Source organism: Caldalkalibacillus mannanilyticus JCM 10596 (assembly GCF_000615945.1).
Classification (GTDB): Bacteria; Bacillota; Bacilli; order Caldalkalibacillales; family JCM-10596; genus Bacillus_AT; species Bacillus_AT mannanilyticus.
This window is the reverse complement of sequence record NZ_BAMO01000039.1, coordinates 24066-48408: the sequence shown is the minus strand read 5'-3', so window position 1 is coordinate 48408 and position 24343 is coordinate 24066. Positions and strand designations below refer to the sequence as shown.

At 38.6% G+C, this 24343-nt stretch carries 26 protein-coding genes, 1 tRNA gene and 3 pseudogenes; 8 read left to right on the top strand and 22 right to left on the bottom strand.

Annotated elements, in window-relative coordinates; translation table 11 throughout:
• Nucleotides 1-515, bottom strand: a 515-nt coding sequence (locus JCM10596_RS26455) for a hypothetical protein (protein WP_034681737.1), incomplete at its 3' end; no start/stop codon positions are given.
• A gap of 267 nt (nucleotides 516-782) precedes the next feature.
• Between JCM10596_RS26455 and mqnE the strand changes: the two genes are divergently transcribed.
• Complete coding sequence (gene mqnE, locus JCM10596_RS18830; RefSeq protein ID WP_025028460.1) at nucleotides 783-1886, top strand: aminofutalosine synthase MqnE; 1104 nt, start codon at nucleotides 783-785, stop codon at nucleotides 1884-1886.
• A gap of 107 nt (nucleotides 1887-1993) precedes the next feature.
• On the opposite strand, the gene dapF is transcribed toward mqnE, so the two are convergent.
• Together dapF and JCM10596_RS18820 are read right to left on the bottom strand one after the other, a co-directional pair.
• On the bottom strand, nucleotides 1994-2845 hold the full coding sequence (dapF, locus tag JCM10596_RS18825) for a diaminopimelate epimerase (RefSeq protein ID WP_025028459.1): 852 nt from the start codon (nucleotides 2843-2845) through the stop codon (nucleotides 1994-1996).
• Between the two features lie 53 nt (nucleotides 2846-2898).
• Nucleotides 2899-3270, bottom strand: a complete 372-nt coding sequence (locus tag JCM10596_RS18820) for a DUF2500 domain-containing protein (RefSeq protein ID WP_025028458.1) — start codon at nucleotides 3268-3270, stop codon at nucleotides 2899-2901.
• 443 nt (nucleotides 3271-3713) lie between these two features.
• Between JCM10596_RS18820 and JCM10596_RS18810 the strand changes: the two genes are divergently transcribed.
• Nucleotides 3714-4124 (top strand): PilZ domain-containing protein, encoded by a 411-nt coding sequence (locus JCM10596_RS18810; RefSeq protein WP_025028457.1) that lies wholly within the window; start codon nucleotides 3714-3716, stop codon nucleotides 4122-4124.
• A gap of 43 nt (nucleotides 4125-4167) precedes the next feature.
• On the opposite strand, the pseudogene JCM10596_RS26450 reads toward JCM10596_RS18810, so the two are convergent.
• The 8 genes and pseudogenes from JCM10596_RS26450 to JCM10596_RS18765 form a co-directional block, all read right to left on the bottom strand.
• Nucleotides 4168-5852: pseudogene (locus JCM10596_RS26450) on the bottom strand (glycoside hydrolase family 13 protein).
• Between the two features lie 63 nt (nucleotides 5853-5915).
• Entirely contained in the window at nucleotides 5916-6737 is an 822-nt protein-coding gene (locus tag JCM10596_RS18800; protein ID WP_025028456.1) for a carbohydrate ABC transporter permease, read from the bottom strand.
• Nucleotides 6738-7598 (bottom strand): carbohydrate ABC transporter permease, encoded by an 861-nt coding sequence (locus JCM10596_RS18795; RefSeq protein WP_025028455.1) that lies wholly within the window; start codon nucleotides 7596-7598, stop codon nucleotides 6738-6740. It lies immediately after the preceding gene.
• Between the two features lie 71 nt (nucleotides 7599-7669).
• Nucleotides 7670-8917: an ABC transporter substrate-binding protein gene (locus tag JCM10596_RS18790; RefSeq protein ID WP_025028454.1), complete on the bottom strand. Its 1248-nt coding sequence runs from the start codon at nucleotides 8915-8917 to the stop codon at nucleotides 7670-7672.
• A gap of 211 nt (nucleotides 8918-9128) precedes the next feature.
• The gene (locus JCM10596_RS30475; protein WP_234410564.1) at nucleotides 9129-9473 is read right to left on the bottom strand and encodes a substrate-binding domain-containing protein; all 345 of its coding nucleotides are present in this window, start codon (nucleotides 9471-9473) and stop codon (nucleotides 9129-9131) included.
• Nucleotides 9421-9792 carry a type 1 periplasmic-binding domain-containing protein gene (locus JCM10596_RS30470; protein WP_025028452.1) on the bottom strand — a complete coding sequence of 124 codons (372 nt, stop codon included), beginning with the start codon at nucleotides 9790-9792 and terminating at the stop codon, nucleotides 9421-9423. Before JCM10596_RS30470 ends, JCM10596_RS30475 begins: the two co-directional genes overlap by 53 nt.
• Complete coding sequence (locus JCM10596_RS30465) at nucleotides 9779-10006, bottom strand: LacI family DNA-binding transcriptional regulator (protein ID WP_025028451.1); 228 nt, start codon at nucleotides 10004-10006, stop codon at nucleotides 9779-9781. Before JCM10596_RS30465 ends, JCM10596_RS30470 begins: the two co-directional genes overlap by 14 nt.
• Nucleotides 10007-10063: 57 nt before the next feature.
• Complete coding sequence (locus JCM10596_RS18765) at nucleotides 10064-10357, bottom strand: hypothetical protein (protein ID WP_025028450.1); 294 nt, start codon at nucleotides 10355-10357, stop codon at nucleotides 10064-10066.
• Nucleotides 10358-10692: 335 nt separating this feature from the next.
• Between JCM10596_RS18765 and JCM10596_RS18755 the strand changes: the two genes are divergently transcribed.
• Nucleotides 10693-12687 carry a sensor histidine kinase gene (locus JCM10596_RS18755; protein WP_234410563.1) on the top strand — a complete coding sequence of 665 codons (1995 nt, stop codon included), beginning with the start codon at nucleotides 10693-10695 and terminating at the stop codon, nucleotides 12685-12687.
• Nucleotides 12684-13667 (top strand): response regulator, encoded by a 984-nt coding sequence (locus JCM10596_RS18750; RefSeq protein WP_025028448.1) that lies wholly within the window; start codon nucleotides 12684-12686, stop codon nucleotides 13665-13667. The genes JCM10596_RS18755 and JCM10596_RS18750 overlap by 4 nt, the downstream gene beginning before the upstream one ends.
• Nucleotides 13668-13714: 47 nt before the next feature.
• On the opposite strand, the gene JCM10596_RS26440 is transcribed toward JCM10596_RS18750, so the two are convergent.
• From JCM10596_RS26440 to alr, 6 genes and pseudogenes are all read right to left on the bottom strand, one after another.
• Complete coding sequence (locus JCM10596_RS26440) at nucleotides 13715-14251, bottom strand: Type 1 glutamine amidotransferase-like domain-containing protein (protein ID WP_234410562.1); 537 nt, start codon at nucleotides 14249-14251, stop codon at nucleotides 13715-13717.
• A gap of 178 nt (nucleotides 14252-14429) precedes the next feature.
• Nucleotides 14430-14954 (bottom strand): GNAT family N-acetyltransferase, encoded by a 525-nt coding sequence (locus JCM10596_RS18740; protein ID WP_025028447.1) that lies wholly within the window; start codon nucleotides 14952-14954, stop codon nucleotides 14430-14432.
• Between the two features lie 40 nt (nucleotides 14955-14994).
• Nucleotides 14995-15573, bottom strand: coding sequence for a hypothetical protein (locus tag JCM10596_RS18735; RefSeq protein WP_025028446.1), 579 nt, complete (start codon nucleotides 15571-15573; stop codon nucleotides 14995-14997).
• Nucleotides 15574-16113 carry a GNAT family N-acetyltransferase gene (locus JCM10596_RS18730; RefSeq protein WP_034681757.1) on the bottom strand — a complete coding sequence of 180 codons (540 nt, stop codon included), beginning with the start codon at nucleotides 16111-16113 and terminating at the stop codon, nucleotides 15574-15576.
• Between the two features lie 59 nt (nucleotides 16114-16172).
• The gene (locus tag JCM10596_RS18725) at nucleotides 16173-16691 is read right to left on the bottom strand and encodes a DUF3841 domain-containing protein (protein WP_025028444.1); all 519 of its coding nucleotides are present in this window, start codon (nucleotides 16689-16691) and stop codon (nucleotides 16173-16175) included.
• A 517-nt stretch (nucleotides 16692-17208) separates the two neighbouring features.
• A pseudogene (gene alr, locus JCM10596_RS18720) lies at nucleotides 17209-18369 on the bottom strand (alanine racemase); the annotation flags it as partial.
• A gap of 267 nt (nucleotides 18370-18636) precedes the next feature.
• Here alr and JCM10596_RS18715 point away from each other — a divergent pair.
• Nucleotides 18637-19017, top strand: a complete 381-nt coding sequence (locus JCM10596_RS18715; RefSeq protein ID WP_025028442.1) for a hypothetical protein — start codon at nucleotides 18637-18639, stop codon at nucleotides 19015-19017.
• Between the two features lie 27 nt (nucleotides 19018-19044).
• On the opposite strand, the gene JCM10596_RS18710 is transcribed toward JCM10596_RS18715, so the two are convergent.
• Together JCM10596_RS18710 and JCM10596_RS18705 are read right to left on the bottom strand one after the other, a co-directional pair.
• Nucleotides 19045-19284, bottom strand: a complete 240-nt coding sequence (locus tag JCM10596_RS18710; protein ID WP_025028441.1) for a hypothetical protein — start codon at nucleotides 19282-19284, stop codon at nucleotides 19045-19047.
• A gap of 44 nt (nucleotides 19285-19328) precedes the next feature.
• Entirely contained in the window at nucleotides 19329-19706 is a 378-nt protein-coding gene (locus JCM10596_RS18705) for a hypothetical protein (RefSeq protein WP_025028440.1), read from the bottom strand.
• 188 nt (nucleotides 19707-19894) lie between these two features.
• On the opposite strand from JCM10596_RS18705, the gene JCM10596_RS18700 reads away from it, so the two are divergent.
• Nucleotides 19895-19971: transfer RNA gene (locus JCM10596_RS18700), tRNA-Pro, on the top strand.
• A 172-nt stretch (nucleotides 19972-20143) separates the two neighbouring features.
• On the top strand, nucleotides 20144-21328 hold the full coding sequence (locus JCM10596_RS18695) for an alanine racemase (protein WP_025028439.1): 1185 nt from the start codon (nucleotides 20144-20146) through the stop codon (nucleotides 21326-21328).
• Nucleotides 21329-21360: 32 nt separating this feature from the next.
• On the opposite strand, the gene JCM10596_RS18690 is transcribed toward JCM10596_RS18695, so the two are convergent.
• The 3 genes from JCM10596_RS18690 to JCM10596_RS18680 all read right to left on the bottom strand — a co-directional run bounded on the left by JCM10596_RS18690 (nucleotide 21361) and on the right by JCM10596_RS18680 (nucleotide 23684).
• A complete protein-coding gene (locus JCM10596_RS18690; RefSeq protein WP_159102376.1) occupies nucleotides 21361-22608 on the bottom strand; it encodes an MFS transporter in 1248 nt (415 codons plus the stop codon).
• A 153-nt stretch (nucleotides 22609-22761) separates the two neighbouring features.
• Nucleotides 22762-22992 (bottom strand): DUF1450 domain-containing protein, encoded by a 231-nt coding sequence (locus JCM10596_RS18685; RefSeq protein WP_025028437.1) that lies wholly within the window; start codon nucleotides 22990-22992, stop codon nucleotides 22762-22764.
• A gap of 26 nt (nucleotides 22993-23018) precedes the next feature.
• Nucleotides 23019-23684 (bottom strand): DsbA family oxidoreductase, encoded by a 666-nt coding sequence (locus JCM10596_RS18680; RefSeq protein ID WP_025028436.1) that lies wholly within the window; start codon nucleotides 23682-23684, stop codon nucleotides 23019-23021.
• A 286-nt stretch (nucleotides 23685-23970) separates the two neighbouring features.
• Here JCM10596_RS18680 and JCM10596_RS31510 point away from each other — a divergent pair.
• Nucleotides 23971-24141, top strand: a pseudogene (locus JCM10596_RS31510) (TetR/AcrR family transcriptional regulator); the annotation flags it as partial.
• Nucleotides 24142-24343: the final 202 nt, after the last annotated feature.

The following is a 24343-nucleotide window of genomic DNA, read 5'->3' as shown; positions in this document are numbered from 1 at the left end:
AAGCGGTACTCATTTCCTACCCACCCACTATTTGACTTTAATCCTGAAAAATTACCAATAGATAATCCATTTACCGGCAAATTCTCGTGAGTATCTATATGTGACCATCCCCCTATCCAACCATCTTCTTTTTCGATTCGAAGCTTCCACTTAGTATTAGTTCCAGTATTTGTTGAAGTTTTTGCATTATAATATACTGTAGTTTTTCCAGAGCTTAAACGAATTGTCTTTGGAATCTGCCAGCCTGTTTCAACATTAAACTTTGCAGACCATAAATGTGTATTCCAAAACTTATCAATATCTTCCCCTTCTATCAATGGATATGAGTAGATAGTAGCACTCCCTTTTGCGGGACCATACACCCTATCTAATTCCTCTTGATCATGAGCACTTCCACTCACCTCTGTTGTCTCAATTTTCTCTTGTTTTTGCTCAGCTTCGGCATAAACTGAAAACGGCCACATCAAAGTTAATGCAAGCATAATTATAAAACTACTTTTTCTTTTCTTTCTCATAACAATCAACCTCCACATTTATTTGCCTTAATAGTTTCATATTATTCCCAATTTATTTCAGAATCAATACTTTATGAGGAATATTTACAATAAATTAACATTAATTGAAGGTAAGACTTTTAGTTGAAATTATTTGTTTTTTTAATTGTAAAGATGGCCTACTGAATAGCAAAAAATGAATTGTAGTGATTCCCCCCTTTTTCCTTGTATCCTTTCGCCTCTAGAATTATAATAATATAGATCGTATTTAGGATCGGAGGAATAATGATGAATACAACTCTAAAAACGATAATGGATCCTGCTCTCGCTCCTATTGTTGGGAAAGTTCAGAATGGAGAGCGACTAAGCTTAGAAGATGGTGTCACCCTCTATCAATCTCCAGACTTACTCACCATAGGTCAACTGGCGAATCAAATTAATCACAAAAAAAATGGTGACAATGTTTATTTTATTGAAAATATGACTATATATCATACCAATGTATGTGAAGCGCATTGTAAATTCTGTGGATTTCGACGTGATCCCGGTGAAGAGGGCTCCTATACCTATTCAGGAGATGAACTGGTTGAGCAGGTTGCTCAAAAGATCACACCCACCACTCGTGAATTGCACATGGTGGGAGGACATAACCATAAGGTGTCCTTTGATTATTATGTAGATATTGTTCGAAAGCTAAAGCAGGCGTTTCCACATGTCACTCTCAAAATGTATACTCCTGCTGAAATTGAATTTTTTGCTCGTCTATCTGGGCTCTCCAGTTTAGATGTGTTGAAAACCTTGATGGAAGCTGGCTTGGATACGATGCCTGGTGGTGGAGCAGAAATATTGTCCGAAAGATATCGCTTGAAAATGAGTCCAGATAAGGTAAGCTCTCAAGAATGGCTTAACATTCATCGTCAGGCACATCAGCTCGGAATGAAAACACATGCGACCATGCTTTACGGCTCCATTGAAACCTTAGAGGAAAGAGTCCAACATATGCTCTATCTACGTGAACTACAGGATGAAACGAATGGGTATCTTGTCTTTATACCTTTAGCTGTTCAGCCAATCAGTGTAAAAGCAGGAATCAAGCGTAGAACCTCCGCATTTGATGATATTCGTTCGATTGCCATTAGCCGGTTGATGCTCGATAATTTTCCTCATATTAAAGCTTACTTTATCAACATAGGTACACAACTGACTCAGCTTGCCCTTTCTTTCGGAGCATCAGATGTTCACGGTACTCTGATTGAAGAGAGAATTAGTCATTCTGCTGGAGCTCTTACTCCGGCTGGACTCACAAGAGATGAGCTTGTTTGGCTAGTCAAAGGTGCGTATAAGAAGCCTATTGAAAGAGATACCTTCTATAATATAATTAAAGAATATTAAACAATAGAAAAAAAGAGCCACTGAGAAAGTAACATGTCCTTGTCAAAAGGTCATATTAGATTTGCTCAGTGGCTCTTTTTCATTTTTTTACACTATTTTTTACACTTTTATAGAAAAAAGATTCCCTCACAGATATATTCCGCGGGTCCAGTCATCCAAATATGATCATCTTCTTTCCACGTAATTTGTAAATCTCCTCCAAGTAAATGTACCGTTATTGCTTCTCCCTTTTGTGCCTTCTCTTTGACAATGGCTGCTACCGCTGCGGCACATGCTCCTGTACCACATGCATAAGTTACACCAGATCCTCTCTCCCAAACACGAAAATCAATCTCACGTGGATTCCGAACATGAATAAATTCTACATTTGTCCACTCAGGAAAAAGCTCATGCTTCTCTATTTTGGGTCCTAATGTAGTCACTGGAGCCTTCTCCACATCTTCAACAAAGAAAATGGCATGGGGATTTCCCATAGACACTCCAACAAACGATAGTTCTTCTCCATCTACAGTCATTTGCGCATCTACGGTAGATTCTTCTTTTTCACCTAGCATGGGAAGTGAGCCTTTGGTCAAACCTGGTTTCCCCATATCAATCGTTACTTCAACCACTTTCCCCTGCACCAATCGAACCTCGGCTTCGACGATCCCCCCCAAGGTTTCAATTTTAAATTTTGGTTCAGTTACCAGCCCTTTTTCATAGGAGTATTTGGCTACACAACGTAAACCATTCCCACAATTCTTTGCTTCTGATCCGTCTGAATTAAATACCCTCATTTTTACCGCTCCGACATTGGAAGGGCAGATAAGAATCATTCCATCTGATCCGATTCCTGTCTGTACAGAGGCAACCTTGATGGCAATATCCGCTAAAGCATCTTCTGGTAAGCTCTCTTCAAACTGATTGACATAAATATAATTGTTTCCAAGAGCATGCATTTTAGTAAACCGAAAGCTCATTTCTGTAGGTCCTCACTTTCTTCCGCCTTATTCTTAGCCCTATTGTATACGAATCATTCCTCTACGTCACCTCTATGTCGATCAAAGCCATGATAGCGTGTTCCCTGAAATGTAAGCTTCCCCTGATCCCCTTCAGCTAACAAGCCATATTCCTTGAAAGACACCTTAAGCTCCATTCGATCCCCACTCTCGACCTCAAAGGTGACATAGTACGTTGTCGAAGTATGATGATTGGTGTGATCACTATGATGATGCGATGATCGGCTTACGTGGTTTCTTTTCGCTACGACTCTACTTTCAACGGTTAAAACCGGTTGAGTATTGTTGTGGCTCCATTCGGATACCCCTCTAAACAATTGAAATAGAATGATTCCAATGACCAAGATAAAGAACAGGGGGACGATCGTTTCCATTAATTCAAACATTGTACCACCTCACAATTTTTTACATAATATACGGTAAGACCTCCTAATAGTTTCAATTAATCAAAAAACTAGGCTCACCTATCTAGTCCTATCTAGCTCTTTCCTATTAGATCAAGGTATAAAAAACAAAATAAATACCCATAATATTCCTATTATGATGTTGAAGGAGGTCACGAAAATGGAGGAAGAAAAAAATATTTTTGTCGGAATATTCTGGGGTTTTCTACTCAGTATCCCTTTGTGGATCGCAGCCTTCGGATGGTTGGATACAATTATTCATTTCTTTAAACTATAAGCCTACAGGAATAATATGTAAAATTTTTAAAAAAATCAAAAAATATTTTCTAGCACGCATTTTTCCTTATATGCTCATATTTGCTTATATGGTATAATTCTTCTATCTAACAATTAGTTAATATTACCTTACTTAGAGGTGACAAGCTATGAAAGAAAGAATGTCTGCTAGAGTCGTGTTCACAAGTAATATTCGCATTCCATTTACCATTGCTGAGTTGCATGGTAAACCAGTGAAAGCAAATAGTACAGTAGTCAGCATCAAAGATATTAGTATGCATGGTTTACAATTTTATTCTTCTTTGAACTTCCCTGTAAATGAAGATCTCATATTAGATTTTAATCTATACAGAGATCAGCTTCAATCCTTACGTGGATATATTGTTTGGAAGCAGCAACATGGTGAGGAATACAAATACGGTGTCCAGTTTACTAGCGTACCCGCAGGATTCTTACACTATTTCATTAGCATGGCAGGTGCACAGGAGGGCTTCTCTACACCTCTGACGGAAAAACCGGCAAAATCGATTGAAGCCCAAACGGATGAAAATCCAAATTAAAGAGGGTGTTCCTATTCTCATAAGAACCCCCTCTTTAGTTCGTTTATCCTAACAAATAGACTCTTGCTTCATAAGGTCTAAGAAGAATTTGTTTCTTTTCTGTTTCCGTAACCTGATAGTTGCTAATTAATAAGCTTAAGGAAGAGAAAGACATGTGATCTGGCAAAATAAAGGTTGCTTGATCCTCCGTAAAGCTCGTAATCACTAGCAATGTCTGATCCTTCCACTGTCTTGTATAGGCAAAAACCTGCTCATCCTTCTCTGCCAGCAGTTTGTACTCCCCATATACAATAATCTCATATTGTTTGCGTAACTGAATCAGCTTTTTATAATAATAGAAGATCGAGGTAGGATCATGGACTACAGCTTCCGCATTGATATGCCTGTAATTTGGATTGACCTCAACCCACGGCGTTCCAGTGGTAAATCCAGCATGAGCTTCACCACTCCATTGCACGGGGGTTCTTGCGTTATCTCTGCTTCTCTGATAAATGGCATCCATAATGGAGTCATGAGAAAGTCTGCCATCCTGTGTATAATCTTTATAGGCGTTTAAGGTTTCAATATCCCTGTAGGCTGAATATCTTCAAAAGCAACATTGGTCATTCCGATTTCCTCGCCCTGATAGATGTATGGGGTCCCCTTCATCATGTGCAAACATGTGGCAAGCATTTTGGCAGAAACAACTCGATATTCTTCACTAGCATTGGCAAAGCGAGAAACGGCTCTTGGCTGATCATGGTTACTCCAGTACAAGGAGTTCCAGCCCTCTTGCTCTAACTCCAGCTGCCACTTAGAGAAGATTTTCTTCATTTCACTCAGCTTCCATTCTCCTGGTGTCCATTTTCCGTATCTTCCATTCCCTAAATCCACATGTTCAAAATGAAAGACCATGTTAAGTTCATGACGCTCGTCTGCCGTATAGAGCTTTGCTTGCTCTGTATTCACTCCAGGCATTTCACCCACAGTTATGACATCGTATTTCGAAAGAACTTCTTGGTTCATCTCTTGTAAAAATTCATGAATGCGAGGACCGCTTAAGTAATATGGACTGCCATCTCCATAATGATGACCCTCAGCTACTTCGCCATCAGGATATCTTTGATCCTTAGAAATGAAATTAATGACATCCATTCGGAAGCCATCCACTCCCTTATCTAACCACCATCTCATCATCTTATATATGCTTTGACGAAGAGCAGGATTCTCCCAGTTTAGATCAGGCTGTTTCTTGCTAAATAAGTGCAAGTAGTATTCCTTGGTGTGATCATCGAATTCCCATGCTGATCCTCCGAAGGCGGCTCCCCAATTAGTAGGCTCACTTCCATCTTCTTTTGGCTTTCTCCAAATATAAAAATCTCTTTTTTCATGATCAAGCGAAGAACGTGCGTCTTGAAACCAAGCATGCTCATCTGATGTATGATTGACAACAAGGTCCATCATGATTCTGATGTTACGATCATGTGCCTCCTTGAGCAATTGATCAAAATCCTCCATGGTTCCAAACTCACTCATAATGGCTTGATAATCGCTAATGTCATACCCATTATCATCATTTGGCGACTGATAGACTGGAGATAACCAAATCACATCGATTCCTAGCTCCTTTAGATAGTCTAGCTTCTGAATAATCCCTTGAATATCCCCGATTCCATCGCCATTAGAATCCATAAAACTCCTTGGATAAATTTGATATACGACCGCTTCTTTCCACCATGTTTTTTTCATTTCACTCACTCCTACCTTTTTCTATTTTTTAGTTTCTTTTTACTATGGTGAACTCTTGCACTCTTATTTAATCGCTCCCTTGGTTACACCGCTAATAATCCATTTTTGTGCAAAAATATAAACAACAATCATCGGGGTTAAAGCCATTAAATAAGAAGCAAAAGCTAAATTATAATTTGTACTAAATTGTGATTGAAAAATGTATTGTACGAGAGGTAACGTAGCTAGCTCTCGATCACTTAGAATAATCAAAGGTAACATAAAATCATTCCACGCCCAGAGGCAAGTCAAAATCCCTACTGTTGCATTCATGGGACTCAGCAAAGGAAAAATCACTTTCCAAAAAACTCCCCAAGTACTTGCTCCATCAATAATGGCTGCCTCTTCTAGTTCATAAGGGATCGATTTAATATAAGCCACATAGACAAAGACATTGAAAGCAAGCCCATAGACAATATAGAGAAATATTAAGCCTACAAGATTATCCATGCCCCACTGGCTCGTTTGCTTCACAATAGGAAGCATGATGATAGGAAAGGGTACAAACATTGCACTGACAAAATAATAATATAAAAGCTTATAGAAACGCTTGTGCAGGTTTCTCGCAATCGCATAAGCCACTAATGAGTTGGTTAGTAAAGTGAGAATCACCACAGATACAGTTATAATCGCACTATTCTGAAAGGCTCGAAAGAAATGGGTCATCTCAATCGCACTTATAAAATTATTCAGTGTCCAGTTTTGAGGCAAAGCTAATAGGGAATGTGCCATTTCCTGAGGAGTTTTAAAAGCGATAGTGATGGTTAAATACAAAGGAAATAAAATCAAAAGCGCCCCTAGTATTAAGAGAAAGGTTAACACCCAATTCGTCTTTCTTCCTACCATTTAGATTTCAACCTCCCTCTTACTTAAGATACGAATTTGAAAAATTGAAATAGCAACAATGACTAAGAAATAGATGACAGCATTGGCTGACTGATAAGCAAATTGCCCTCCTTCAAATCCTCCTCGATAAATTAATAAAGCAATGGACTCCGTTGCTCTACCAGGTCCTCCTCCTGTCATCGCCATAATTTGATCAAAAACCATTAAGAAATTTTTCATAGCCAGCACCATATTAATGGTAAAAAACGCCGCAATCATTGGGAATGTAATACTCCAAAACTGTCGCCAGCGATTCGCCCCGTCTAAGCTGGATGCTTCGTAAATCTCCAACGGAATGGTCTGAAGCCCGGCTAAATAAAGGATCGTATTAAAGGCTACTGCCTGCCATACAGCCACAATAACAATTCCAACCCACGCTAACTCTGGATTTCCTAAAATATTTTTGGTCAGTGAGATGATCCCTAATTCTTGAGCAATCTGAGGAATAAATTGCGCAAAAATAAAATTAAAGATAAATCCCACAATTAGAATACTCAAAATGTTAGGCATAAAATAAATCGCACGCAGTGTCTTTTTGAATTTAACATTTGCGTTTAACCCAAGAGCAATCAGTAAACTAAATATATTAACCAAAATCGTCGAAACAATAGCAAACTTAAAGGTAAAAAGATATGCAGAAAGAGCTCGATCATCCGCAAAAACATGAATATAATTCCTTAACCTATAAATCCACTCACCATACCCTCGCCAATTTGTAAAACTGTAAAAGATCCCTTGTAAAACAGGATACGTATGAAAAACAAAAAACAAAACTAGAGCAGGTAGTGTCATTAATAGATAGCTCCTCGCTTGTTTTTTCACAGTTACATCTCCTTTTGATCAATGGAAAGGGCACTAGAAAACGATGCCCCTTCCACTATCTCAGTTATTGATTATCTTTGCTCTACTTTGTCCCACTCTTGATCTAATCTATCTAGAAAGGCTTCTTTGTTTTTTCCTTCTAGTAAAAATTCATGAACAAGATTTGCAACCTGCATTCCTGGTGGATAGTAATGATCTGGAAAACTCGTAATATTTCCTGTTTCAAAACTTGTCTTAAAACCTACCATGATAGGATCATCTTGAAATACTCCTTGTACAGCTGAAAAAGCGGATTGCTCTGTAATATATTGCTTGGCTATTTCTTCTTGCAGCATAAAATCAATAAACTTTTTTGCTTCCTCAGGGTACTTGGTCTTTGCCCCCATACTTAACAAAACATCAACACCAGAAACCAAACGGTTCTGTGCAGACTGATTTGTAACAGGAAATGGGAAAACGCCAAGCTTTATATCTGGATTTGCCTTCGTGATTTCAGGAATTGCCCAGACTCCCTGTAAGTAAAATAGACTTTCTCCTCTCGCAAAGGCATTATTTCCATCACCATAGCCTACTCCAAAACGATCATGTTGACCGTAGTTTAAAAGGGTTAAAAACTTATCTGCCACCTCGCTATATCTATCCTGAAATGTTACTTCTCCAGAGGAGCGCTTCTGAGCAAAGTCATCACCTTGAAGATTGGCAGCCAATGAGTTCCAAGTCACCATTCCCGTCCATGCATCCAAAAGAGTAAAATAAATGGGAGTTTCGCCTGCTTCTTTCGCCACCTCTAGGGCATGAATAAATTCATCCCAGGTAGTTGGTGGTTGAAGTCCTAGTGCCTCCAGTTTTTCAATATTATAAATTACTCCATTGGCATTAGCTGCATAAGGGATTCCAAAGATTCCTTCCTTCTCGCTTCCAACAAGATTTTTGAGCATGTCCATATAAGCTTCATGTACTTTGTTCACATTCGAATCACCACTAAAATCATGAAAGACCCCTGCCCTTGCTAACTCACCAAAAGTATAATTCCCTCCGATTGCCATTAAATCGGGAATATCATTCTTGGTCAGTCTTGTTTTCAGTACCGTTTCCGCTTCAGGAGGTGCATTTAATTCAATTTTAATGGTAGGATTTTGTTCCTCAAATTTTTGAATCATGCTTTTCAATGTTTCAATGCTCTCTGATTTATTGGAGAATAGCTCTAGCTTGACATGACCGTTCTGTCCCGTGCTTTTTGAACCACAAGCAGATAGTAAGGATAAAGGCAAGACAACCACCAATAAAATAATTAATAATTTTCTGAAAACTTCACTCATATTGACCCTCCTCAACTCATTCTGAACTTCTTTTTTCAATAAAACCAACTACGTAAACGTTTAACTAAATAGGTAAAAAAATATGTTTTTCACTCTAGTTTTTTTACAGATTCTCTCTCTACTATATAATGCTCCATCAATTTACTTGGGACACTTTCACCTGTATCAATCATCTCAAATAACATACTTGCTCCAGCCTCACCCAGCCCTACTAAGGTTGAGCCACTGTTGTTAATGGGGGAATCGCCATTTCTGCAGATCTTGTATTATCATACCCAATGACGGATAATTGCTGAGGGACAGCAATCCCTAACTGATAGGCTGAGGAAATCACTCCCATAGCTAAATCATCACTTGCAGCAAACACAGCCGTAGCTTCTGGATACTTGTCCAGCAGTAGAGGTAAAACCCTTTGACCATCATAAAATCCAAAACTATTACAATGAATAATGGAATGATCATGACAAGGAAGCTGATAATCCTTCAACGCTTTTTTAAAACCCTCAATTCTTGGAATCCCAGCAATGATCATTCGAGCTACCACTGACCATGGCAATATGCCGATGCCCCTTTTGAATCAGGTATTCGGTAGCTGAATACGCAGCTATTTCATCGTCTACCTTCACAAAGGGAAAAGGGTGTGAAGATGCAGTAGATAACAAAACGACAGGAACATTCATATCTACCATCCTCTGATAATAGGCTTCTGTAAGAATAGAACTGGCAAAAATCAGCCCATCCACTCTTTTTTCATGGAGCATCTGTAGGTATTTCATCGTTCGCTCTCCATTACTCGCTGTATGACAAACAATCACACTCGAGTCACGGTCATGAGCTATATTTTCAATACCGTCCAGAATTTCAGATGAAAGCATACTCGAAACATAAGGAAATAGAACTCCAATTGTCTGTGTCTTCTTTCCAATCAATCCCCTCGCCAAAGCATTGCTTATAATTTAGTTCTTCAATCGCCTCTAATACTTTCCGCTTGGTTTCTTCTGTATATCCAGGTAATTGATTAAGAATACGTGACACTGTGGCAATGGATACATTAGCCTTCTTAGCGACGTCTTTTATGGTGGGCTTCATATTAAACTCCTAACGTAAACGTTACATGATAATAGTAGCCTTTTTTTATGCATGTTGTCAATACGATTCTTCCAACTCAAAAATAAAGGTTTCAAATCTGGGATTCTCACTACCCACACGCACATTTCTCTTTACTGTTAAGGCGTTATCTTTTACATCCATCTCTTCATAAAACAAGACTGTAGAAGGAATCATCTCATGTTCAACCTCTATCGCGTTTGGATACAACGGATCCTTTTTGATCCTATACGTCTGACCAATAGGAATATTGCATTTATTTTTCTTTGTGGTGATCCCGTTTTGAGTTATGTATACTTCCACTAGCTTTGCTTTTACAGGGATTTCAAGCATGGGGCTCACTCCTTTTTAATCTTTTTGTACTTTGGAAAACTTTTCGTTCACCTCTACACCACCAATATCATGTAGCTTCTTTTCCAATATTTTTAAGACTAGTTCCTCATCATCTGCCAAAATAGCCTGAATCAATTCAGCATCCCAAAAGACTTCTTATATGTTACTATATTATGTGGACTTGCTACTTTCAAGTCTATTGTACGTTAATTACCCGAGCGAAAGGATGTATTATCATTACTAAGAACTGGCTCGCTACTCTTGTCATTATTATTTCCTTGTTTTTTTCCATAATGATAGCATTCTCTCCTTTTTTTCTCGAAAGCAAAGAACCATTGGCAGTAAAAGGGGTTCTGGATCTAAGAGAACAGTACGAAAAAAAACTAGGACGTTTCTCATTAGAAGGCGAATGGGAATATTATCCGAACTCACTGTATACCTCACCAGAAGATATCATACGGGATCAGGTCAAACCCGTCTATGTGAACGTCCCTCGGAGTTGGAAAAGCGAACAGGTCATGGATACTTATGGATACGGTACTTATCGATTAAAAATACTCCTTGAGGATATAGAAGATATCGCTGCTTTCAATATTAAATGGATTCTTTCCGCCCATGCCCTCTTCGTGAATGGGGAAATGATCGCCCAAGGAGGAATTGTTGCAGACCATCCGGAACATTATGTGCCCGATCAAAAACCCTATATCGCTTATATCCCGATAGAAGGAAATGAGATCGATCTGTTTTTGCAAGTAGCCAATTTTGATCATGCTTTGGGAGGGGGAATGATGCACACCATTACCTTTGGTTCTCCCGATGAGGTGAATAAATGGCGATTATATAGACTAATCATTGAGTTTAGCGTAATTCTCCTGTTTTTTATTTCAGCACTTATTTCTATTTTTATCTTCTGGTTTCAAAAAAGAAAGAAAGAATGGCTATCCTTTATTCTTTTTTGTCTTGCTGCACTCAGCTTTATATCTGTCCAAGGGGAAAGGTGGATCACACTCTTGTTTCCAACCATCTCCTTTGAGCTTTTATATAAATTTTATTTGTTATTTTCTATTCTTGCAAAAGGCTTTCTTTATCTATTTATTTATTATCGTTACGCTCAGAACAAATTTCCCCTTCTACATAGAGGGATTCAAATCACATTTGTTGGATTAGTTCTTTTGTTCACACTAAGCAGCGTTTCCTATTCCTCTAAATTTGGAATATTATGGACTTTGATTGCGACCGCAATCACCATACTGCTCCTGTCTATTCTTTTAAAAAGCATGTTGGCAAAAAATGAGGATGCCAAGCTTGATTTTGCCTTTCTTTTTAGCTATGCTATGGCGGAATTGTCACATCTGCCAACAGTTCTGGGATTCATGGAACGGGAACCCCTTATGGGATTGCATATCATCTTGATTGTGATCGCCTTGTGTCTTGTTGTGGCTCAACGTTATTACCGTATCTATCAAAAGGAAATAAGACGGTCGGAAGAACTGATTCAATTTAACAAACGTAAAGACGAGTTTTTAGCTGTAACCTCCCATGAATTAAAAACACCCTTACATGCGATCTCAGCGATTACGCAGTTGCTTGTGGAGAAAAACAGCCAGACGGACAAAAATAGCAAAGAAAACTTGCAGCTTATTACCTCTATTACCCGAAAGATGAATGTGCTGATCAATGATCTGCTAGATTGGTCAAAAATCAGGGAGGGGAAACTATCCATTCACCCCCAAGTAGTCAACATCCATACCGTTGTCGAAAGTACGATGGATGTTCTGCGATATGTTTCCTTAAAAAAAGAGGTACGATTGATCAACCAGACGTCTTCTGCTCCTCTCGTTCTGGCGGATGAACAGCGTTTGACACAAATATTGACTAACCTGCTGTCCAACGCTATCAAGCATACCAAAGAAGGGAGCATTATAGTCAGAGCCAGCCAACAAGATGACATGCTAGAAATTGGTGTTTCTGATACAGGGGGAGGGATTCCAGAAGAGAAGCTGCAAACCATCTTTCACGCTTACGAACAAGCAACAGACCATCAATCTAAGGATTCAGTCGGTACTGGCCTTGGTTTAACCATAACTAAAATGTTGGTTGAGCTTCATGGCGGAACCATAGGTGTTACATCTAAAGCGGGGAAGGGAGCAACATTCTCTTTTACCTTACCAGTAGCTGATAAGCTGCAAGTAACAAATCAGACAAAAGAAAAAAAGAAGATGACACTTGCTGCTGCCAAAGATCATATACAGGAAGATTATGTAGATCACTTAAATAATCAACACGCAGTTCCACTCTCCCTCCTTCCTTGGCAACATGGGGAAGTATGAACCTACTTCTTGTTGATGATGATCCTTTAAACATTAAAGTGATGTCCGATCTCCTTTCTCATGAAAACATTCATATTACTTCAGTTACTACTGGGGAGGAAGCACTTCAGCAAGTAGAAGATTTTTCTCACTGGGATCTCGTCATTCTGGATTTAATGTTACCAGGGATTTCTGGAATAGAGGTGTGTAGAACAATTCGAGAGCACCACCCTCTCTTTCAATTACCTATGTTGATACTGACAGCAAGTGGACGTACAAATGATATTATGGCTTCCTTTGCCGCCGGAGCCAATGATTTTCTGACAAAACCAGTTCAAGCAGCAGAATTGAGAGCGCGGGTTCGTACGTTGTTAGAAATGAAAAAATCGGTGAATGAGCGTATCCGTATGGAATCTTCATTTTTACAAGCTCAAATTAAACCTCATTTTTTGTTTAATACCTTGAATTCGATTTTTGCTCTAAGTGAAGATGATCCCGAGCAGATGAGAGAGCTACTGGATCAATTTACACACTATTTGCAGGAAAGCTACTTGTTTGAAAACCATGAGCTACTGGTGCCCATTCAAAGAGAGCTTCAATTGGTGCGTTCTTATTTGTATATAGAGAAAGTGCGCTTTGGTCATAGGCTGCATTATGAAATAGATATGGCAGAAGAAACAAACAGTGAAATTCCTCCTTTTACTCTTCAACCAATCGTTGAAAATGCCATCCATCATGGCGTGCTGAAAAAAAAGGAAGGAGGAAGCATCAAGATTCGTATCATGGAAAACGGAGATCAACTCATCATTTGCGTAAGTGACGATGGTGTTGGGATGTCAAACGAAAAGGTGAAGAGAATCATGTCCAGTATTCCGCTAGACGGAATAGGTCTAAAAAACGTTGATCTGCGAATGAAACGCTTGTATGGAAGAGGGATTTCCATTACAACGGATCTGGGTCTAGGAACTACAGTGGAGATGCGAATTCCAAAAAAAAGATAAAAACACTGCATTGCCTTGTCCTTAGCACATGGTAGCACAATTACTCCTCATACGGAAATTCGATAGACAGATTCGCCGTGTGAATACGCGAACTGTTCATTGATGAATACAGCACAAGCATTTTCATCAATCCCTAGACCATTCTTTATTTCTCTTAATTTCATAGCTTGTACTAAGTTTTGCCTCTCGTTCCATTCAGAAAAATGAACGCTAATAAGGATGTCTGAAAGCAATCCTACACCTTGTTTGAATAGCATGACTCCTTCAGCATGATCGTTCGAAGAGATGAAGCAACACTCTGGTAAAATCAAGGCACCCGCTGAATTTCCTGCAATAGGAATTCCTTGTTGATAACGATCTATGATCCAGTCTTTAAAAGGATGGGTAGCGAAATGATGATGATAAGCCACTGTATCCCCTCCCCCAATAAAGATGCCTGTAGAGGTGGAGAGAATCTCCTTAGCTTTAGCCAAGTCTATTTCTCCATTTTCATTCGGTACAATCACTTCTACACTCGTTACTCCGTATGGCTCCCATGTCCGTCTAAACAACGGTACATAATTTTCCCATCCAGAGCTGTTCATGATACATAATGCTATCTTGCTCTGGCTCCACCAGCCTTTTCTACAAAGTCCTTATTGGCTTCTTTTTGGAACGAATGACCGCCTAATAAATACAAATACCTGTTTTTCATGAAAATCACCACCCATAGCTCATAAATGAACAAATCCATAAAAAATCTTACTTTTCACCTTATTCTCCTCATTCTTTCATTTCTATCCAATATCTTTGTATTAGCATCCCATCTACTAGGCCCTCTGAATCTAATCTTCCGCCATTATTCACAATCGTTTTAGCAGAAGCTATATTCTCTTTATCACAGGTCACTAGCACCCGATCCAGTCCCATTTCCCGTGCTTTTATTAAAGCGAGAGCAAGCTGTAGAGTCGCAAACCCTTTGTTTCTTTCACTGGGACGAATTCCATAACCAATATGCCCCCCGATCTCTCGTAAAGAATCATTAAGTTTATGTCTTATATTGACCGCTCCTACTACTTTTTTATTGGAATGTACGAGCCAGAATGTTGAACTATTTCCTGTTCTTTCATTCACGTTTTCCCCAACTTTTAAATGATTCATTTCTTGTAAGAAAAGAGTAAAATCACTACAATCATATCTCAGAGTGAAGGGAACCATCCTTTCTCCGGTTTTCTCCCATTCTTGAATCATGTTTAGATATTCAGCCTTATACTCTTCCGATGGCTCTACTAATCTAAGGTCTTTCATAAATCTACTCCTTTCTTTGAGCAATAAATTATATTCTCACTCAATCGTATTCACTTAGGATAAATTGTGGATCTGTCATATACTCAACTGGATATATATCCTCCCTATGAGTAATCAATCCTTTGATAAGACCAAGATTGCCGTATTTCTCAACAACTTGTACAATCACAAAAGCATCATTCCTAAGAGTTAATGGGTATACCTTATTTCCACTTTGAAAAACTTCCTCATCCCTATCCATTGTGTAGAGTTTACACTCTTGTCCTCTCCATTCAATGGAATAGCATTTAAAAGCTTCTGAATGAATGGATGAAAGAAACTGTTCCTTACTCAAACTCATCTCGATCCCTATTAGATAGCCTTCTGAATCCCTGTCATTGCAATATTCTTCGTCTATCTCTTCATTACCTAGTGCTTCTGCATATGTTTTAGGTTGAATAGAAAGTAAATCTAACTTGCTCATCATGTTTTTTCCGTCTAGCACGGGAATGTTGATATCTTCTTTTCCTATGTATTCATAGAGGTGATTCTCTTTGCTTAGAAAATACTCCATTCCCTCAATAGGGGGCTTAAGATAGATATATCCCATATGACTATAGGCATCACAAGTAATAATCATTTATTTGTTACACCTCCGTAATTCCAAATAAGCTTCCCATTCCTCTCTTAGAATTCCCATTCTAATAGAGTCATAATATTCTCCATTATAGTAACGACATTTTCTAAGTCTGGCTTCCATCTTCATCCCTAGTTTTTCCCCTACTTTAATCATACGTTCATTCCCCGACCAAGTGGTATAACCGACTCGAACTAGGGGCATTGTCTGGAATAGGTGAGTGATCCAGAGGCGCAATGCCTTGGTACCGTAGCCACCATTCCAATAACTAGGGTGATAGATTCCTATTCCCATTTCAAGCCAGAGCGAAGGCTGATGCTCCCAATAGTAGTTTATTGTTCCAATTACTTCGCCATTCACCTCAATAGCCCACCTATCTTCTTGATTGATCATCTTTTCTTTTGAATCTATGTATTCTTGATAGGGAATTGGTTTATGCTCAAAATAAGGAGCATCCCATTTCTTCCATTCTGGTGATTCATCCTTATAGATTAACTCCCATAATGTAGGCAAATCTTTCTCTAGTATGGGACGAATTATCATTTCTCCATCTTTGTAAGCCAAGCGTACCTCTCCTTTTCACCTTAAAAATGTGTTTAGTTTCATCTAGCCAGAAACTCTTTACTACTTTTTATCTGAGCAAGCTCGATTTTTCCAGTAACCGCTTGTAGATGTGGTTCTGTTGTATTCCAATACTCATGCTGCTTTAAACTCTGATAATCAAAAATTCTTTCCCAGCTTTGTTCTTTTGTCATCGATACTAATGATTGTTCATATAAGCGATCCTCTTCTTCATCTAAAGCCAGAAATGCATCAAGCAATACAATATGCCAAGCATCAAAGTCTGAAATTAAAATCTTCTCTGGATTTAATTCTACTTCTAGTAGAATCCCTTGGGTTCCTCTTTCTAAATGTCCACTGCATCTTAAATCCGGTCTTTTGACCCATAGCCATACCGGATATTCCACGGTATCGGAGTTGATTCGTTTTTTCATTTGATCCATCATCCATAGATAGGGAGAGATAAAATCCTCCCACACGTAGGCAACATCTCCTACCAAATATCCTCTTTTTTGAGCCACTTTCCAAGCTTGCTTGGTTTGAATGGTCCATAAGATCATAAGAAAGTTCCCCTTACATTATACAGATATTAATATTTAATCCATTTCACTCTAGTAATAAATTGAATAATAGCATAAATTCTAATTAATGGTAAGAGGATTTTAAGGTCGTAAAGGTTCTCACTAAAATGAAGTGACAGGCGTGGCTCCATACTGGTAAACAACGAAGCACCAACGACGCAAGCACTGCAGTGAATTAAAAATGCTTTAATACTAAACGTTTAGTATTTATGTAAAATTCCTCATCCTAAACTCTAGGTGGAAGTTCTCAAGCTGGTGTTGTATTTAGTAGTTAAATATCTATCGGTGTACTCTATTTATTTGCTAGGAACTGTTAGACAAAAGACTCTACTATGGATCATAAAACGTGTCTTTTAAGATGTCAGATTGGAACTCCACCTAAGCTTTACTTTGAATAATATCTTTTCCTCTTTTTAACTTGCTTTTTTGCTTTAACCTTCAGTACCTTTTCTTTATTTTTTATTTCTATTTTTGGTCTCTTCATTTGTATCATCTGACTAACCTCTACCACTTTTCCATTCTTCAAAAATACTCGGGGCAGACGGTGGCTAAGAGTAGCAACAACCTCATAATTGATAGTCCCTAGCATTTCGGCTACTTCTTCGACTGAAATCTCAGCATTGTTTTGCCTACCATATAGGACAACTTCATCCCCCTGGTTTCCTTCGCTTTCTCCTAAACTGACCATCAATTGATCCATGGTCACCCTGCCCGCAATAGGGACTCGTTGACCACGATGTAGAATAGAGCCTCGATTTGAGAGAGCTCTAGAGTACCCATCAGCATAACCAATAGGAACAGTAGCTATCACCTCTCCTAGCCTTGCGACATACGTACCGCCATAGCTGATCGTCAGTGGCTCCGTCAACATGGTTTTGACAAAAGAAAAACGAGCTTTCAACGTTAAAGCAGGTGTCAATTGCACAATATCTAACTCTCTGATATAGCCTGAAGGGTATAGCCCATATAGCCCGATCCCTAAACGAATCATATCCGCACTAAATTCAGGAAAGGCAATTGCCGCAGCCGTATTACTCATATGCACAGTGGGCAGCTTATAACCTTTATCTCTCAAAGTACGGAGAAATCTTATAAATAGATCATGCTGGATGTGCAATAATGTGGTATCTGGTTCATCTGACGTTGAGAAATGTGTAAAAATCCCCTTCCATGCTAAAAACTTACTAGAAGTAAGAACTTGAACAATCGCTAGAAGCTCTTCCTCAGTTCGTACGCCTAAACGTCCCAATCCCGTATCCACATTGATATGAATGGATAGTTTGTTAGATGAGTTCATTTTTTTTACGATTCTGTGGGCTTCCTTAAGCCAGCTTACTTGAAAGGCAGATAATTGGACATTCCAAGCCACCGCTTCCTTCACACAATTTAATGCAGTAAAACCAAGAACAAGGATGGGAGCCCTAATTCCTGCTTTACGTAAAATAATCGCTTCTTCTAATGAGGCTACACCTAACTCACTTGCTCCATTTCTCAAAGCATGACGTGATACACCAACCAACCCATGACCATAGGCATTTGCTTTCACCACAGCCATAATCTTACTTTTCCTTGGAATGTGTTGGCGAAACGTTCGCAGGTTTTGCTTTATCGCATCAAGATTGACTTCTACCCAAGCTTCCCGACAAAGCTTTCTCATTATGTTTCCTACCCTTCTGCATAAAGTAGACTTCCAGAGGAGAGAGTCTTACCGACGCTTAGAACGAGATATAAATAGTACTGACATTTATCAGTGTTCTCTTCGTTGCATCACGTACAGATAGAACGCTCCTTTTCATCTATACTCGCGATTCACCCAATACATTCTCTTTTTTTACATCCCCTCATTTTATTGATACTTGATCAATCATTGAAATTTTTTACAATTATGATAACATTGTGTATAGATTTATAGGGAGGTGAACTAGTGAAGCTGTTAAAACCTATGGATTTTTTGGGATTATCCGTCATCACACTATTACTCATTTGTGATTATTTTTTGGATGCAAAGCATAGTCTGGAAATTGCTAGAATGATAGCTGTTGCTTTTGTCGTTATCTTAGTATTGCGGGCTGTCTTCGCCAAACGTAAAGATCAAAAGGAAGATGAAATCGGAGAATTAAAAGGTCGATTGTTTCATATCATTTATATCTTTATTTTGCTAGGGATTCTGACAGCACTAGGAGGAGAATCCAACTCTGGCATTTCTTTTTACGATTGGTTTTTTTGGGTTGTAGTTGGTGTTTATTGTATAGATTTATATTCCAGTTGGAAAAAAACAAAAAAGAACATAGATATCTCAAGTTGATAGTAGAAGCTCTAAGCGATAGTTATTCTAGCCCTTGCTCTCTTCCGTTTGCTCTATTTTCTTATATTCACGCCAATCTATTTCTTTAGGCTTCTGCATTTCTTTTCCACATTTTTTACAAGCATAATTACTAGGAATTAGAAACGGAAGCCAGCAGATAAAAATTCCATATGGTACAAAAAGCAAGATAATGGCTAAGGGAATTTTTAAAAACAAAAACATTCTTTTCTCTAGCATGTCAGATTGACAATAATGACAAATCTTCATAAATCTACTCTCTTCCTTTCCTTCTACAGTTCAATTTCCTCTATTTACTTTTCTTCATACACGAGAACTAACTCACATGAAGGACATTCTCTCTCATGAGGAGAAACCTTAAATTGACAGGCAGAGCAATATTCTACTTCATTGCTATCGGGAACTATCCTAGTATCACTTTCTATTTCTTCAGCAATCAGGTCCTCAGGCTTCCGGCCTTCAATTTCCATCACCTGTAATTCTTCAGTTAGAAACCAATGGATTTTTCCTTTTGAGTCTGAAACAGCGGCTACAGGGATTTCACCCATATCTTCAAAAGGAAATAAAGATCCACCTAGCACACTAGGTCTAGTAGACTTATAGGCACCAAATCCAGTACCAAGAAGCACATATTTTCTCTTACTTTTTACATGCATTACAACAATAGCCATGCAATACCCCTCATTCTTAGATAGCTTTTCATCTAAATTATACCATATCTAACTATTTCTTTCGTTTACAACACAAAAAATATTCAGCTTAATCATGTTGTTCAATGCTTGCATTGCTGCAAGTATTTAGGCTATAATATCGTTATCTAAAAACAACTTATGTCAATTGATAGGTTGTTAGATGATGTCGGGACGTGGCGCAGCTCGGTAGCGCGCACCCTTGGGGTGGGTGAGGTCGCAGGTTCAAATCCTGTCGTTCCGACCATTGTTTTTCACCCTACCTATAATGTATGGAAGCTGAACACAAGACCATACGTAATGCAGGTTCGTATTCTAACCAATAAAGTTTCTATAGATAACGCTTTTTCATTCTACGATTGTTCGAATGGGAAAGTGTTTTTTAGTTCAAATCGCCCATCCAAAGGAGGAACTTACCTATGTTCTCACCCATTTCATCTGAACTACCCAAGGCTTGGCTTACCCCTTCTATTAAAAACAGACTGCTTACCCCTCAGGTATTGATTCACTATCAACAATTAGAGGCAAACATCAAGAGAATGGAAGACTTTGCTCAACGCTATCAGCTTAAGCTGCGTCCTCATCTCAAAACGCATAAGACGGCTGAAATCGCCGCACTCCAGCTGAAGCACGGGGCATGTGGACTTACGGTGGCAAAAATTAGTGAAGCAGAGGCACTTGTAGCTTCCCCTGTATTTAAAAATCAAAAGCTTTCCATCCTCATTGCTTACCCTATTGTTGGAGAGCAAAATTTTCAGAGAGTGTTGGCTTTAGCTAAACAAGCTACTCTTCTACTTATGATTGACTCAGTCGAACAAGCCAAAGAACTGCACCATTTTGCTGAGAAGAATCAGACAACTTTCTCAGTGCTGATTAAAATAGATACAGGACTAAAGAGATGTGGCATCCAAGCTGATACAGGAACCCTCCAATCCTTCCTACAGCAGGTACTCCCTCTCAAAAATATATTAATTCATGGATTAATGACTCATGCAGGACATGCTTACGGTGCCTCCACAACAGAAAAACGAAAAGAAATTGCTACGTATGAAGGGGAAGCCCTCGTTAGGCTGAAGCATGATGCACAACAACATAGTGGAATTAATCTAGCTGATGTTAGTGTAGGCTCTACTCCCACCGTCTATCTTTCAGGAACGATTCCGGGAGTCACCGAAATCAGACCGGGTAATTATGTGTTTTATGACCGAACTCAGGTTAGCTTAGGAAGCGCCACTTGGCAGGATTGTTCTTTACGAGTCTTAAGTCGGGTCGTATCACATCCTGCCCCGCAGAGGTGGATTATTGATGCTGGTTCAAAAACATTGGCGTTGGATCAAGGCGCTCACGGGCAGGCGGGAGTTGCTGGCTATGGCTATATCGTCGACCAACCCCATTTGCAAATCGCCCGTCTCTCTGAAGAACATGGGGTTGTTGAAGGAAATCCAACCACCCCATTATGTATCGGTGATATCATTGAAATTATTCCTAACCATTCTTGTCCCGTTGCCAATCTTGCTAACCAACTCCTTGTATTGAAGAAAGAAGATCGGGATGAACCAGAATTTGAAACATGGAACGTAATGGCAAGAGGAAGAAATTATTGATTCTCTATTTCATCGCTTTATTTCATAATTCTTTAATTCAATGAGGATGTTTCCTCCTTGACACGATACGAATAGCTTCGTAATTGGGGTTGTAGCATAACGATGATTGCAGTAAGCAGATAGAGAAGCGAAGCAAGAAGAAAAACATTTCTTACTCCAATAATTTCCGAAAGAAATCCCATCATAGGGATGACTACACCATTCCAGGGTGAAAGAATGATGTTTCTAGCAGCCATCACACTCGCACGCTCACGTTCTGGAATAACATCTTGAAGGATGGTCGATTGACAAATATCTCGAATTTGATACATCGGTCCCATGAGAATACATAGTAGAACAGATAAAATCGGAATGGTAACAATAGAAAAGAAAAAGGTTAAGATGCTCATGCATATGGCACTTAAGGCAATAGTAAAGGTCATTCTCCGTTCAAGAATCTTGCTATTTAAAACGACGACTAAACCTCCCAATATAGCACCTATAAAATAACCTGCATTAATAAAGCCCCACCACTCCTCCGTTTCCTTTAATACTAAGGTGGTAAAACCTAAGAGCAGGGCGGATGACCAAATGGCGTTAGCCAATCCCTCAACTATATCCATCATGGTAATAGAGCGAACCATTGGTGATTGAAGAGCAAGCTGCCAACCCGGCTTCGCTCTTTTCTTCGCTTCTTTTTTCTCTTCTTTTTGCTGGATTTGAATGGATTGAATCAGAACTCCTGATAAGGCGAACATCAAACAACAGAACATCAATAATTGAACATTTGAAAAAAGAAACAAGGAAGCTGAACCAAGCGCCCACCCTGCTGTCATGAGCAGTTGCTGAACCACCGTTAAGGTTCCATTTGCTTTTATATATTGCTCTCGTGACACGATTAAAGGCAGTAAAGCAAATCGAGCAGGTCCATACCATGAACCCACAAAGGAAAGAATAAATTTAAACACCAAAATACCTATAATAACATACAGGTCTGTTTGAAACCCTGAAGCAAGCCAAATGAATAGGAGCGTAAGGATGGCTCTGATCCATCCTATGGTATGTAATAATCTTTTTTGATCAAATCTACTAATATAGTAGGAAGCTAAAAAACTCCCTAAAAATACAGAAATAGAGGTTATCGCTGGTACTAATGAAGCACCAAATACAGAACCCGTCAGACGATAAACTTGTGAAATCAAAACAATTTCTAAAACAATTTGTCCTAGTATATTGGCGGTTTGCGAGAACCATAGCTTTATGAAATTTGGTTGCTTCCAAAGAGAATAGGGATAATTCATTTCCATCTCCCTTTTACTTTCTTTGCCATGTTTAATCTCCTTCTCAAGTTCTTCTCTTATTCATCTCTTGCTCTTGGTCTAATGAATCTTATTTTCACACAAACAAAGCACAAGGCATTCTGCCTAGTGCTTTGATGTTCATGTATCTTGAGTCTATTCACTTTCCTTTATTTCCTGACGAATTTTCTCCAATAAATCCTTTGTTGATTCTCCCATAACCACTTGACCGTTGACTAAAGCAAAGGGATATTCGTAGCATTCACCACAGTGTCCTAAGCAACCGTAAGAAATGACATCTAGGTTTAGATCCTTTTCTAACTCTTCCTTTACTCTCTCTGTTCCTGCGGATAGATTACTTTGACAGAATTCTATAATGGGTCTCATATCATCCCAGCCTTTCTCCCTTTATCCTACCCACACTTTCCTGAATCGTCAACTTCTAGTGTGCACTGAATGGCATCAAATGTGTCCGTTTTTATTTTCTTACTTTCTTTCTCAATGACTTGCTCAAAAGTTTCTTTACTAGCAGCTCCTGAAATACGTTCATCACCGATTATAAATGTGGGAACACCAGTAATTCGAGCTTCTTCATACGCATGTTTTAAAGCTTGTTGTTGTGTATGTTTGTATTTTTGTAAAACCAATGCTTCCTTAAATTCTTCTTTATTTAAGCCGACTTCTTCAGCTAATTGTGCTAATACTTCAATCTCTCCAATGTTTTGATCCTCTTGGAAGAGTGCTTGGTAAACTCGATCATTATATTCTTTTTCTTTGCCTTTCTCTTTTGCAAAGTGGAAACCTTCATGTGCCAAATCTGTATACGGATGAGGAGAAACATTTGGTAATTTCATGTCTACACCCCATGCTTCAATTCTCGGATAAATAGCCTGCTCCCATATTGCTAATTTAGATGGATCATTTACTGGATCTAATTGTTGAGATGGTCTAGGACGTAATTCATACGGCATCCATTCCACCTCAATGTCCTTTCCTTGCACTGCTTTTTCAAACTGATCTTTCCCTAAGAAACAAAACGGGCAAACATAATCTGAATACACTTTTACCTTAAGCGCCATTTTATTACTTCTCCTCCTAAATTGATTTTCTTATTCATTTTGACTCTTTATATCGTTATTATTCGATAATACACCTGTAACCAAGGAAGTTACAACTAGATTGCAAAAATTTCTCTTAACATCCTGCGTTACAATATTAGTTTCATCTCTATTTTTTTGTCAACATATTGAATTACTGAAAGGCTCCTATTTATTCAAGAAGTTGTTGATTTTTTGTCACACATTAGATAAAATTTAAAAGGTGACTATGGTCATCTTTTTTTAAGGAGAAGAGGAGTTTTGTTCAATGGGTAGACGTGAGCGCAAGAAAGAACAGACCAAAGAACGGATTATGAGTGAAGCACTTGAGCTGTTTAAAGAGAACGGCTATAGGCAGACAAGTGTGGAAATGATAGTGCAGAAAGCACAGATTGCTAAGGGTACTTTTTTTAATTATTTTTCTACAAAGGAATCTTTATTACTAGAGATACAAAATAATAAGATCATGCACGGACGAGATTTTTTAAATGCTCCTCATATTCAAACACTGCCTTTTTTACAGCAGGCAAGTCAATTATTTCATTATCTTCTTTCTTATTATGATGTGGACCCATTACTAACAAGACAATCTTTTTTTACTTTATATCAAGAAAAAAACAGTTCAAGCTTCCATATGATCG